The organism is Catellatospora tritici, assembly GCF_019083965.1.
Lineage (GTDB): Bacteria > Actinomycetota > Actinomycetes > Mycobacteriales > Micromonosporaceae > Catellatospora > Catellatospora tritici.
This window is the reverse complement of record NZ_JAHRCY010000002.1, coordinates 738,020-750,543: the sequence shown is the minus strand read 5'-3', so window position 1 is coordinate 750,543 and position 12,524 is coordinate 738,020. Positions and strand designations below refer to the sequence as shown.

General features: G+C 73.6%; 10 protein-coding genes. 3 read left to right on the top strand and 7 right to left on the bottom strand.

Going from position 1 to position 12,524, the window contains the following annotated elements:
• Nucleotides 1-70: 70 nt before the first annotated feature.
• Both KUA19_RS07370 and KUA19_RS07365 read right to left on the bottom strand, forming a co-directional pair.
• Nucleotides 71-850, bottom strand: a complete 780-nt coding sequence (locus KUA19_RS07370) for a class I SAM-dependent methyltransferase (protein WP_308167365.1) — start codon at nucleotides 848-850, stop codon at nucleotides 71-73.
• A 90-nt stretch (nucleotides 851-940) separates the two neighbouring features.
• Nucleotides 941-1,684 carry an SDR family NAD(P)-dependent oxidoreductase gene (locus KUA19_RS07365; RefSeq protein ID WP_217395315.1) on the bottom strand — a complete coding sequence of 248 codons (744 nt, stop codon included), beginning with the start codon at nucleotides 1,682-1,684 and terminating at the stop codon, nucleotides 941-943.
• Between the two features lie 147 nt (nucleotides 1,685-1,831).
• Here KUA19_RS07365 and mshA point away from each other — a divergent pair, with 147 nt between their 5' ends.
• Together mshA and KUA19_RS07355 are read left to right on the top strand one after the other, a co-directional pair.
• Nucleotides 1,832-3,082, top strand: coding sequence for a D-inositol-3-phosphate glycosyltransferase (gene mshA / locus KUA19_RS07360; RefSeq protein ID WP_217395314.1), 1,251 nt, complete (start codon nucleotides 1,832-1,834; stop codon nucleotides 3,080-3,082).
• Nucleotides 3,083-3,086: 4 nt separating this feature from the next.
• On the top strand, nucleotides 3,087-3,572 hold the full coding sequence (locus tag KUA19_RS07355; protein WP_217395312.1) for a type III secretion system chaperone family protein: 486 nt from the start codon (nucleotides 3,087-3,089) through the stop codon (nucleotides 3,570-3,572).
• Between the two features lie 87 nt (nucleotides 3,573-3,659).
• Here the strand turns inward: KUA19_RS07355 and KUA19_RS07350 are convergent, their stop codons facing one another.
• From KUA19_RS07350 to KUA19_RS07330, 5 genes are all read right to left on the bottom strand, one after another.
• Nucleotides 3,660-4,169 (bottom strand): O-acetyl-ADP-ribose deacetylase, encoded by a 510-nt coding sequence (locus KUA19_RS07350; protein WP_217395311.1) that lies wholly within the window; start codon nucleotides 4,167-4,169, stop codon nucleotides 3,660-3,662.
• Nucleotides 4,170-4,242: 73 nt separating this feature from the next.
• Nucleotides 4,243-5,793 carry a serine/threonine-protein kinase gene (locus KUA19_RS07345; RefSeq protein WP_217395310.1) on the bottom strand — a complete coding sequence of 517 codons (1,551 nt, stop codon included), beginning with the start codon at nucleotides 5,791-5,793 and terminating at the stop codon, nucleotides 4,243-4,245.
• A gap of 15 nt (nucleotides 5,794-5,808) precedes the next feature.
• The gene (locus KUA19_RS07340; RefSeq protein WP_254548705.1) at nucleotides 5,809-7,398 is read right to left on the bottom strand and encodes a serine/threonine-protein kinase; all 1,590 of its coding nucleotides are present in this window, start codon (nucleotides 7,396-7,398) and stop codon (nucleotides 5,809-5,811) included.
• Nucleotides 7,399-7,435: 37 nt separating this feature from the next.
• A complete protein-coding gene (locus KUA19_RS07335; protein WP_217395309.1) occupies nucleotides 7,436-9,184 on the bottom strand; it encodes an FHA domain-containing protein in 1,749 nt (582 codons plus the stop codon).
• A 241-nt stretch (nucleotides 9,185-9,425) separates the two neighbouring features.
• A complete protein-coding gene (locus tag KUA19_RS07330; protein ID WP_217395308.1) occupies nucleotides 9,426-10,241 on the bottom strand; it encodes a hypothetical protein in 816 nt (271 codons plus the stop codon).
• A gap of 173 nt (nucleotides 10,242-10,414) precedes the next feature.
• On the opposite strand from KUA19_RS07330, the gene KUA19_RS07325 reads away from it, so the two are divergent.
• Complete coding sequence (locus tag KUA19_RS07325; RefSeq protein WP_217395307.1) at nucleotides 10,415-12,118, top strand: helix-turn-helix domain-containing protein; 1,704 nt, start codon at nucleotides 10,415-10,417, stop codon at nucleotides 12,116-12,118.
• Nucleotides 12,119-12,524 lie beyond the last annotated feature (406 nt).

Sequence of the window (12,524 nt, the reverse complement as noted above, 5' to 3'; positions counted from 1 at the left end):
GCCCGGCCCGGCCCGGCCCGGCGCGGCGCGGCCCGGCGCGGCGCGGCGCGGCCCGGCGGGACGGGACGGGTCAGGGGCGGGTGCCGGGCCAGGGGACGGTCAGTTCGCCGAGGCGCCAGCGGTGGTGGGTGTCCAGGACGGGCCAGCCTGCGTCACGCAGGCGGGACACCGTGTCGAGCCAGCGTTGACGGGGGCCGAAGACGGCCAGCGGGGCGGCATGGCGCCAGCCGTCGTCGAGGGCGCGGAGCAGGTCGTACACGGGTTCGCCGGGGATGTTGCGGTGGATGAGGGCCTTGGGTAGGCGCTCGGCGAACGTGGCCGGGGACTCCAGGGTGGACAGCTTCGCGGCGAGCGTGAGGGTGGTCGGGACGGTCGACCCGGCCCGCAGGGCCACCCAGGCGCCGAGGCGGCCGAGCTCGTCGCAGGTGCCCTCGATGAGCCAGCCGCCGGGGGCCAGCGCGGTGGTGATGGTGGACCAGGCGGCGGGGACGGCGCTCTCGTCGTACTGGCGCAGGACGTTGAAGGCCCGGACCACGACGGGCCGTAAGCCGGCCAGCTCGAAGCCGCCACGGGCGAAGGTCAGGCCGGGCGGGTCGGCCGCGGGCTGCGCCGCGGCGACCCGGGCGGGGTCGATCTCCAGGCCGACGACCCGGACGTCCGGGCGTACGCGCAGCAGCCGTGCCCGCAGCTCCACCGCCGTGATCGGGGTGGCCCCGTAGCCGAGGTCCACCACCAGCGGGTCGGCCGCGTCGGCCAGCGCCCGCCCGCACCACCAGGCGATCCACCGGTCCACCCGCCGGAGCCGGTTCGGATTGGTGGTGCCCCGGGTGATCTCGCCCTGCGCCTTCACCTGCCCCACCCCAGCCTGTCGATCAGGAAGCTGTGCACGCGACACGCCATCGACCCGTGCCATAAGTTCATGATCGACGCACCGGGGGGGTTACGCGGTGCGGTGGACCTTGTGTTGGGCGGCTTGGGCCAGGGGGCGGACCACCAGGCGGTCGATGTTGACGTGGTGGGGGAGGGTGGCGGTCCAGGTGATGCAGGTGGCGATGTCGTCGGCGGTCAACGGCTTGTCCACGCCCTGGTAGACGGCGGCGGCGCGGGCCGTGTCACCGGCGAAGCGGTTGACGGCGAACTCGTCGGTCTTGACCATGCCCGGGTCGATCTCGACGACGCGGACGGGCTGGCCGCAGAGCTCCAGGCGGAGGGTCTCGACCAGGGCGGTCTGGGCGTGCTTGGCCGCGGCGTAGCCGCCGCCGCCCTCGTACACGATGAGGCCCGCCGTGGAGCTGACCGTGACGATGGTGCCCGCGCCGGAGGCGGTCAGGGCGGGCAGCAGGGCCTTGGTCAGGCGCAGCGTGCCGAGCACGTTGACGTCGTACATCGCCTGCCAGTCGGCGACCCCGGCGGTCGCGACCGGGTCGGCGCCGATCGCCCCGCCCGCGTTGTTGACCAGCAGGTCCACCCGGTCGAGCGTGGCCGCGAAGGCCGCCACCGCGTCGTCGTCGGTCACGTCGCAGGTCACCGGCGTACCGTTGATCTCCTTGGCGAGCGCCTCGACCCGGTCGGTGCGGCGGGCCAGCGCGTACACGTGGAAACCGGCCTGGGCCAGGCTGCGGGCGGTGGCGGCCCCGATGCCGCTGGAGGCGCCGGACACGACCGCGATCTTCTGGTACGACATGAGCAGATCCTAAGCCGCTGCCCGGTTGCCGCGACGCTGCCCGCCTGCCGCGCGAAGCCGTGCGATCCACGTCACGCCGCGAACGGGAAGAGTCGGACGCTCCCGGCTGTTGATCGCCTCGTGAGCTCTCGATCCCTCCCTCGGCGTATGGCGATGCTCTCGGTGCACACCTCGCCCCTGCACCAACCGGGCACCGGTGACGCGGGCGGCATGAACGTGTACATCGTCGAGGTGTCCAAGCGCCTGGCGCAGGCCGGTGTCGAGATCGAGGTCTTCACCCGGACCACCGGGCGGGACCTGCCCCAGTGCGCCGAACTCGCGCCCGGCGTGACCGTGCGCCACATCAGCGCGGGCCCGTTCGAGGGCCTGGCCAAGGAGGACCTGCCCGCCCAGCTGTGCGCGTTCACGCACGGGGTGCTGGGCGTCGAAGCCGCCCGCCCGCCGGGCTGGTACGACCTGCTCGCCTCGCACTACTGGCTGTCGGGCCAGGTCGGCTGGCTGGCCAAGGACCGCTGGGGCGTGCCGCTGGTGCACACCGCGCACACCCTCGCCAAGGTCAAGAACCTGCAGCTGGCGGCCGGGGACCGGGCCGAGCCGATGGGCCGGGTCGTCGGCGAGGAGCAGGTCGTCGAGCAGGCCGACCGGCTGGTCGCCAACACCCCGACCGAGGCCCGCGAACTCATCGACCTATACGGCGCCCCGCTGGAGCGCGTCGCCATCGTCGCCCCGGGCGTCGACCTGCAGCGCTTCCGCCCCGGTTCTCGGGCCGCCGCGCGGGCCCGCCTCGGCCTGCCCGAACGCGGCCGGATCGTCGCGTTCGTCGGCCGCATCCAGCCGCTGAAGGCCCCCGACGTGCTGATCCGCGCGCTGGCCGAGTCCGACTCCGCCGACGTCACCGCGCTGATCGTCGGCGGACCCAGCGGCTCCGGCCTGGACCGGCCCACCGCGCTGATCGAACTGGCCGACACGCTGGGCGTACGCGACCGGGTCCGGTTCCTGCCGCCGCAGGCCGGAGACCGGCTCGCCGACGTCTACCGGGCCGCCGACGTGGTCGCGGTGCCCTCGCACAACGAGTCGTTCGGGCTGGTGGCGCTGGAGGCGCAGGCCTGCGGCACGCCCGTGGTGGCGGCGGCTGTCGGCGGCCTGGTCACCGCCGTACGCGACGGCATCAGCGGCGTGCTCATCGACGGGCACGACCCGGCGATCTGGGGGCGCGTGCTCGACAAGCTGCTCGCCGAGCCCAAGCGGCTGGCCGAGCTGTCGGCCGGGGCGCTGCGGCACGCGCACGACTTCTCCTGGGACCGCACGGCCGAGCGGTTGCTCGACGTCTATGGTGAGGCGATGACAGAGCACCGGGCCCGCCGCGAGCTGGAGCTCGCCGGCTGTGCGCGCTGGTAGTCCCGTGACGACCGTCGCCGAAGCCTGCGCGCTGATCGAGCGGGCCTGCGCCGAGCTGCCCCTGGACCGCACCGGCGCCACGTCGTACGTGGTGACCCTGCCCGGCACGCACAAGCTCAAGACGAACGTGAACCTGATCGTCGGTGAGCAGGCGCTGCGGATCGAGGCGTTCGTGGTGCGCCAGCCCGACGAGAACCGCGAGGCGGTCTGGGCGTGGCTGCTGCGGCGCAACGCCAAGCTCTACGGGGTCGCGTTCACCATCGACGCGGTCGGCGACGTGTACCTGACCGGCCGCCTGCCGCTGGCCGCGCTGACCGAGGCCGAACTCGACCGGCTGCTCGGCGCGGTGCTCGCGGCCGCCGACGACTCCTTCGACACCCTGCTGGAGCTGGGCTTCGCCACCGCGATCAAGCGCGAGTGGCAGTGGCGCACCAGCCGCGGCGAGCCAACCGACAACCTCCGCGCCTTCCAACACCTCTTCGAACAGTAAGGAAGGGCCCCTTCTTATCGCTTTGCGTAGCGGAAGGGCCCCTTCTTAACGGGTCTGCGGTGGCGCGGAGGCAGCGGCGGCGCGAAGTCACTCAGCCGCGACGCGCTGGGCGGTCTGGTACGTCGCGGCGTCGTACAGCACCAGGTGCGCCTGCGCGACGCTCGTCTCGGCGGTACGCAGCACCGACAGCGCCTGCCGGACCGCGTCCTCGACCGGCCAGCCGAAGATGCCCGACGAGATCAGCGGAAACGCGACCGTGGCCGCGCCCAGCTCGGCGGCGACCCGCAGCGAGTTGCGGTAGCAGTCGCGCAGCAGCTCGGCGCGGTCCTCGGTAGCGCTGTAGACCGGCCCGACCGTGTGCACCACCCACCGGGCGGGCAGCCTGCCCGCGGTGGTGGCGACCGCCTGACCGGTGCCCAGGCCTCGGCCGTATTTCGAGGCGCGCAGGGCGCGGCACTCGGCCAGGATCTCGGGGCCGCCCTTGCGGTGGATGGCGCCGTCGACCCCGCCCCCGCCGAGCAGCGACGAGTTGGCGGCGTTGACGATGGCGTCCACCTGCTGGGCGGTGATGTCGCCCTGGACCAGAGTGATGATCATGATCGGCTTTCCGGGTCAGGAAGCGGGTCTACCCCGCACATCGTGACCCGGAGAGCCGATCGGCCGCAGCCGCTTAACGGCTGCAGTGGTAGGTGAACTCGGTCTTGCCCTCGACCACGTGCGTGCCGAGCACGCGCAGGGTGGCGCTCGCCTCCTTGGTGCCCACGCCCTTGAAGTCCCAGTACAGGTGGACGTCGACACGCTTCTGGCCGGAGCGGAACGCCTGCTCCAGCGCGCCGGAGCTCTGGCCGTCCATCCGCACCCACTCGTAGGTGACCTTGCCCGCGGTCCCGTCGGTCTCGATGGTGCCGACCAGGTCCACCTTCACATCGCACTTGTCGTCGATCGGCTGCGCCAGCTTGACCGTGACAGTGGTCACCGCCACCGGCGCGGCGTGCCGCGACTGCCACCACTGCCAGACCAGGATCCCGGCCACCACCAGCAGCGCGACCGTGCTCAGCGCGCTCACGAACGCGGTGATCCGCTTCCACATCGACCGCTTGGGTCGGGGTGGGGCGCTGGCCGCCGCGAGCTGCCAGGCGGGCGGCGCGGGCGGCACGCCCTGGCCGAAGCGCAGGTTGACATCGGGCTGCGCCGATGCCGGTGCGCCCCGGCCCGGCTCCTGGCTGGCGACCCGACGCTGCTCCTCGGCGGCCCGGTTGCCCAGGCGGGTGGCTCCGTCCGGCGCCACGGCGGGTGCGGGCACCGGCGGCGCGGGCTGCTGCGGGGGTACGCCCGGAGCAGCCGCCGCCTGCGGTGCTGCCTGCGCCGGGACCCCGGCGGATGCCTGCCGGGGCGGCACCGGGGCCGAGTGCGAACCGCCGATCAGCTGTACCGTCGCCTCACTGCCGGGCTCCACCGGCGGCAGCGCCACCGGCGGGGCTTTCGTCACCACCGCGCCTGCCGCCGCCGCGAACGCGTTCGCGGCCAGCGACTTGATCGGCTCGCGGTCGCCGAAGCCGGCCACCTTCGCGCCGCCCGCGGTCAGCACCGACAGTGCTGCGGTCAACCCGGCGCTGCCGCCGGTCGCCTCGGCCTGCTGCGCCGCCTGCCGCAGCAGCTGCGCCACGGCCGGATCGGTGTTGCGGGTGGCCAGGTCATTCAGCATGCGCGCCCAGGCGGTCGCGTCGTGACCCGGGCCCGGGGTGTCGCCCGCCAGCGCGGGGGCGTATCCGGTCTCGGCGAGCAGAGCCGCACCGGCGCCGCTGAGCACGACGGTGTTCGGCTGGAGGTCGCCGTGGGCGAGCCCCGCCTGATGCAGCTTGAGTAGCGTCTGCGCGGTGTCCGTGGCGATCAGCAGCGCCGTGGCGGGCGGCATCGACACGTTGGCGCCGAACACCTGCGCCAGCGTCGGCGTCGGGGACGCCGACGTGATCAGCCAGGTGTACCGGCCGTCGACGAGCTGCTCGGTCACGTTGAGCAGGCCGGGCAGGCGCAGCGCCGCCACGGTCTGCACCACCTGGCCCACCCGCTGCGCGGTCGCCTGATCGGCCAGGGCGCGCTCCTCCAGCCGCACCCCGCCGCGCACCTTGCCGTCCGCGGTGGACAGCAGGTGCCAGGTGCCGAGCCGTCCGGCCCGCCCCTGCCCCCGCACGGTGTACTTACCGCCGATCATGTCCGCCACGGCGGAGCCGTCCTTTCACCTTAGGCAAGGGTCGTCGATGATGGTGAGGGCCCCACTGGTGGGTCCAGGAATGTTAGCCGTAACGATAAGTCGAATGCGGTACGTTCCCGAGCAGTCCATATAGAGCGAGGACGCGTTCCCGTAGTGCGTGATCTCGTTGACGGTCTTTCCTCCGGGCACCTGCAGTGTCTCCACATGCGGTGTTCCGATTGCGCCGCCCCTCGCGCTTACCTGGACATATGTGAAGGTAAGGACGAATGGGTCTGGACGATCCGTGGCGACCGTGAGCACCTCACGGGTCACTCCACCGGTGTTGTAGGAAATGCTTTCCGAGCTGCAGTCGGGCTTGCTGTACCAGCAGAAACCACCGAGGCTGAGTCGAATCACGGAGTTCGGGGTTGGTGACGGTTTGGGGGATGGCTTCGGGCTGGGCTTCTTGCTGGGGCTCGGCTTCGGGCCGGGCGACGGCGACGCTGAGGGCGATGCGCTCGGCGACGGCTCCACCGACGGGGACGGCGACGGCTCGACCGAGGGCGCCGGTGACGGGAGAGCCGACGGGCTGGGGGAGGAGATCGGTGGCGCGGGTGGCGGGTTGTTGCTCAGGTTGGCGAAGCCGACTCCGGCGGCGCCCAGCACCAGGGCGGTCACGCAGGCGGTGAGCACCCAGAAGGCGCGCTTGGACATGCCCAGGATGGTGGTGGCGACCGCGCTGGCGTCGGCCTGCATGCCCGCCAGCGGGAACAGCAACGCCAGCAGCAGCGCGCGCCGGGCCAGCTTGCCCCGGCCGTCCTCCTCCCACTCCGGGCCGTATCCGGCCCCGGCGACCGCCTCCAGCTCGTGCAGGAATGTCTCCGCGTCCCGGGGACGCTGCCGCGGGTCCTTGGCCAGACCTCGGCGCACCAGGCCCCGTACCGCCTCGGGCACGTCGTCGACCGGCACCGGTGCCTGCTCGTGCTGGCGGCGCAGCCCGGCCAGGTCGCCCGGTGCCCGATACGGCGGCCTGCCGACGAGGCACTCGAAGAAGGTGGCGGTGGCGGCGTAGATGTCGGTGGACGGGCTGGCGGCCGCCCCGGCCCACTGCTCCGGCGCCATGTATGACGGCGTACCGGCCAGCGGCCCCTGCCGCCCGCTGCGCGCCGCGATGCCGAAGTCGGCCAGCTTGCTCTGGCCTTCCCCGTTGACCAGCACGTTCTCCGGCTTGTAGTCGCGGTGCACCACGCCCCGGGTGTGCGCGGCGGCCAGGCCCAGCAGCGAGCCCTTGAGCACCACCAGCGCCGCCTGCGGCTCGGTGGGCCCCTGCTCGCGCAGGATGGCGCGCAGCGCCACACCCTCGACCAGCTCCATCACGATCGCCGCGCCGTCGGGCGACTCGACGTACTCGTACAGGCGGGCGACCTCGGGCGAGTCCACCTCGGACATGATCCGGGCCTCGGCCCGGAACGCGCGGATGAACTCCTCATCGCCGCGCAGGTGCTCGGCCAGGTACTTGATGGCGACCTTCACCTGGGTGGCGTCGTGCTGCGCGAGCACCACCAGCCCCGAGGCCCCCCGGCCCAGCTCGCGGATCTCGGTGTACCCGGGCACGGTCCACATCGGCATGTTCATGCCGTCCCCCTCATACCCTTCAGAAAGCCTTGCCCGCTCATGCCGACGCCTCCGCTGGCGCCGTGCTGCGGCGGGACTTGACGAAGCCGACCAGCTTGCGGAACAGCCGGTACCAGACCGGGAACATGATCAGGCCGATGAGCAGCACGATCACCACGATGTCGATGCCGGGCGGCAGATAGCGGTCGACCAGGCCGCCGAGGCGGTCACGCCAGGCCAGGAAGCCCAGCAGCACGAACAGGCCGGTCCCGCCGACGGCGGCCATGCCGTAGGCGGCCATGCCCACCTGGCGCAGGCCCGGCCTGCGCCCGGCCTTCAGATCGGCCCAGATGCCCCTGGTGAAGTACGCCGCCGCCTCCTCGCGCAGGCGCGGCAGCCGCAGCCCGTCCGCGAGCGCCTGGTAGCCGTCCAGCGGCATCAGCGGATTGAGGTTGTACAGCGTGTTCAGGTAGAGCCCGAAGGCCAGCTGGTAGGCGACCCCGGCCACGCGCGGCTCGGGCACCCAGGCGGCGGTCATCGCGCACATGCCCGCGATCGCCGCGGTCGACAGCGGCCCGGACAGGGTCACCACGATGCGGGACCAGCGGCTGCCGAACCACATGTCCGAAGTGTCCACAAAGGCGAACGGCATGCCCATCATCAGCATGAACCCGCCCCGGGTCACGGTGCGGCCGTACGACTTCACCGCCAGCGCGTGCGCCGACTCGTGCACCATCAGCGCGAGCAGGTACCCGAGGCCGACCGCGACGACGCCGCCCACCCCGGCGCCCCGGATGTCGAACAGGTTCTGCTCGGCGCCGGCCACCACGGCGGCATACAGCCCCACCGCGATCACGATCCAGAGCAGGGCCACGCCGGTACGCGTGAAGAAGCGCCAGCCGAACGCCCGGTACAGCCCCCCGAAGAAGCCGTCCAGTCCCTTGATGGACAGCTCCATGCGCAGCAGCGCGTGCAGCACCGCGCGGCCGATCCGCTTGAGCAGCGGCGGCTTCTCCGGTTCGCGCTGGCCGTGCACGCCGCGCACGAGTTCCAGCGCGGCGAAGGTATCCAGGGTGCGCTCGATGCGGGGCAGGGCGAGCTCGCCGAACTTCTGCGCGTACGCGAACAGCAGGTCTCGTACGGTGTTCTCGCCGTCGAGCTGGTGCCACAGGAACACGTCGCGCTCGTCGAGCTGCAGATACTGCCCGGAGCGGGTGTTGCGCAGCACCCACTGCTGGTCGCCGCGCACGTCGGGCACCTGCTTGAGCGCCCAACCGCTGCGCCGCTTCGGCCGCGCCGACAGCGGGCCGCCCGCGGTGGGCGCGGGCTCGGGCAGGCCGGGCTGCGCGGGCTGCGGCTGCAGCAGCATGCTGTGCTCGACCCCGGCCACCATGGTCTTGGAGCCGATCGCGGCGCTGCGCGGCTGCGCGAACCGCACCGGCACGTCGCCGACGTGCAGCTCGATCTCGTCGGTGAGCAGCATGGCGTTGCCGTGCATTGTGTATCCGGCGACGGTGGTGCCGTTGAAGGAGTTCAGGTCTTCGATCTCGAAGCCGTTGGCGGTGCGGGTCACCCGGGCGTGGGCGCGCGAGACGCTGCCGTCGTCGAGCACCACGTCGTTGTCGGCGCTGCGGCCGATGGTGGTGACCGGTTTGACCAGCTCCAGCGTCCGCGATCCGGCCGGGGTGTCCCAGCGCAGCTCAGGCGCGGCGTAGGCCTCCACTTTGGCGCCCTTGCGCAGCGTGCCGCAGTGCAGGCAGTAGGGGTAGTCCCGGCGCAGGTGCACGTGGCAGGCGTGGCACAACATCTTTCGGCCTCTCGGGGGCGACGAAGGTCGGCCTGTGCCCGGCGAGCCGTGTGCGGGTGGTGCGCCGGACGGGCCACCCTCGTGGGGGCGAGCCAGATCATAAGCGGCCGAACGGGTGTACGGGGTCGGCTGACTGCTTTACGACCCTTCACCGATCAGCCGGTCCGGGCTGGTGATCTGCTGCCGGGCAGCGGGGAGGCGACGGGGGACACATTCCCCGCCGCCCGGCAGGGTCTTCGGGTCAGGCCGCGGCCGTACCCTCGTCTTCGGACTTGTTCAGCGACTTGCCCGCGACCGCACCGGCGATGCCGCCGGCGAGCGCGCCCGCGGCCAGCCCCGCGCCGCCCAGGATCAGGCCGGTGGTGCCGATGCCGCCGTCGGCCTGCTCGGCCGCGACCGGCTGCACCGCGGCCGGGTCCGCCGCGCCGGTCGCGTCGCCGGTCTGCAGCGGCCCGACCTCGACGGCCGGCTCCGGCTCCGGCTCGGGCAGCGGCGGCGGTGTGGGCGCCGCCCCGGCGTCGTGCGACGAGCCGTGCGACGAACCGTGGTCGGAGCCATGGTCCGAGCCGTGGCTGGACCCGTGGTCGCCGGAGTCGCCGTCGTCGTGCACCAGCGGCGGCGGCAGCGGGTCGCCGCCGTCCGTCGGCGGGTCGACCGGGTGGATCACGCCGGGGTCGAGCGGATGGATGTCGATCGGGCCGATCGGGAACAGCGGGCCGATCGGGGGATCCGGGTGCACGGGGTCGACGATGACGCCCTGCGGTAGGTGGATGTCGAACGGCGGCGAGATCGGGTCCGGCTCCGGGTCCGGCAGCTGGAAGTGCGGCGTCTCGAGCAGCCCGGCCAGGCCGCCGGTGCCGATGCCCGACTTGGACAGGCGGGCGCCGAGCGCGGTGGGTCCGGCCCCGGCGGACGCGTCGGCCAGGCCGCGCAACTGCTCGGTCTCGTCGGGCGTGAGGCCGTACTGGGCGGCGACGGCCTCCGGGTTGGCGCGGGCGTGCCGAGCGAACTCGGGGTCCACCGCCATCCGTGCGATCAGGTCACGGAACTGGGACATTGCTGACTCCTCGGCGGGTTCCGGAACCCGGCGCGTCGCGTGGGCGGCGGTCGTGTCCCGAGCGGGGGGTTGTGCATTTCACGCTAGGTCCGGTAGGGGACTGCGCACATCGCGGCGAGTACGTAACTTTGCCGGGAGGGTGCTGCGTACCGGCCCGGAGAGGGGAGGCGGTCGTGGACCACCAGCAGGCCGCGGAGCTGCTGGCCGAGCGTATCGGGCGGCCCGTGCCGCCGCGCCTGGTCGAGCAGCTGCTCCGGCGTACCGACGCCGATCGGGCGCTGCTGTCGGCCGTGGCCGACCAGGTCGACCCGGACGGCGACGTGCTGCACCGTATCCCGCTGCGCTGGCCGCCGGAGCAGGTCGCGGCGGTGCGGGAGGCGCTGACGGGGCTGGGTCCGCACGGCCGGGCCGTGGCGGGCGCGGGCGCGGTCATCGGGCGCGAGTTCGACCTGGCCATCCTGGAGGGCGCCTGCCCCGACGTCGAGGTGCTGGCCGGGCTGGAGGAGGCCGAGGAGGCGGGGCTGGTGCGACCGCTGGCCGGGCAGGTCTTCGGGTTCGTCCGGGCCCTGGACCGCGAGGTCTGCTACGAGGCGCTGGGCACCCGGCAGCGAGCCGAGCTGCACGGGCGGGTCGCCGCGGCACTGATCCGGCTGGGGGCGCTGGGTGGGGCGCGGGCGGCTACCGTACCGGAGCTGGCTCTGCACACCGCCGAGGCCGCCGCGCTGGGCGGCGCCGAACGCCTCGACGCCGCGGTCGCCGCCTCGGCCGCCGCGGGCGCGGCCGCCGCCGACGAGGGCGCACACGACCTGGCCGCGGGCTACCTGGCCCAGGCCGCCCTGTTCGCCGGGCGGGCGGGCTGGGCCCCGGGGCAGTCCGGGCGGCTGCTCGCCGCCGGGGGCACGGCCCGGCTGCGCGCGGCGACCGCCCCGAGCGCCCGCGAGGCGGGCCGGGCGTCGCTGCTCGGCGCGCTGCGGCTGGGCCTGCGCGCCGGTGACCCGGGCCTGGTCGCCGCGGCGGCGCTCGGCCTGGGTCCCCGCGCGAGCACGGGCGCGCTGGCAGGCGACCGCCCCGCACCGGCGGACCCGGTCCGCCTCGACGCGCTGCGCCAGGCCGCGGCCCTGCTCCCGCTGGACGGGACCGTGCCGTCCGAGCTGCGCTCGGCCGCCGCGCGGGTCGCCGCCCGGCTGGCCCTGGAGGAAAGGAAGGGCCCCTTCTTATCGCTTTGCGAGGTGGAAGGGCCCCTTCCAGACGTGGGCGCGGCAGCCCCGGACGCGCTGGCCCTGGCCCGCGCGAGCGGCGACCCGCGCGCGGTCGCCGAGGCGCTGCTGACCGCCGACCAAGATCTTGATCAGGTGGTCCGCGAGGCGGCCGCGCTGCACGACCCGGAGCTGCTGTCCCGGGCGTACGACCGGGCCGCCGCGGCCGCCGTCGCCGCCGGGGACCGCACCCGTGCCACCCGGCTGCTGGCGGCGCTCGCCGCCCTGGGCAGCGCGTCCTCGCGGGAAGTTCGCCCGCCCGCCTTCGTCCGCTGGTACGCCCTGCGTGCCGCGGCCGAGCTCGCGGTGCTGCGCGGCGCCCCCGACCCGGCGGCCGCGGCCCAGGCCCTGGCCGCGGGCGAGGTGGTCGACCCGGCCGCCGCCGAGGCCGCCGACGCGGCGCTGCGCGAGTTCGGCGGGCGCCGGGGCGGGCCCGACGGGCTGACCGCGCGTGAGCGTGAGGTGCTGGCCTGGGCGCTGCGCGGGACGCCCGCCAAGGAGATCGCCGAGGGGCTGTTCCTGGGCGAACGGACGGTGGAGACGCACCTGGCGAGCATCTACCGCAAGCTCGGCGTACGGACCCGCATCGAGCTGATCAAGAAGCTGGGTGGCGGTAGCTAAGCGTAGAGGTGACAGTTACAAAATGTTACGAATGAGATTCGCAAATGGGTGGACGCTGCTCTGAACAGGCGCGTAGCGTCTCTGGCAAGCGCATCGCTCGATGAACACCCGGGGGATGGCCCAGCTGATCGATTTTCGGCTGTGGCGCCGAGCGAAGCGCCGGGGGATGGGTGGCACCACGCCGTTGGGGGACGGCCGCCACCTGAGACCGGTCGGCCGGCCGGCGACGCTAACGGGGGTGAGCGTCGCACGGGCCGGCCGCCGGCATTGTTGCTGGCGCCCGCCTTCGCGGGCGCGGGCTTCCGTCCCTGAAGCCGATGGCTGCCGCGCGTCGCTACATCGCTGCGCGATGTCACGCTCCTTTACGGCAACCATCGGCGGACGGAAGCCGGTCTGTGGGCGCTGT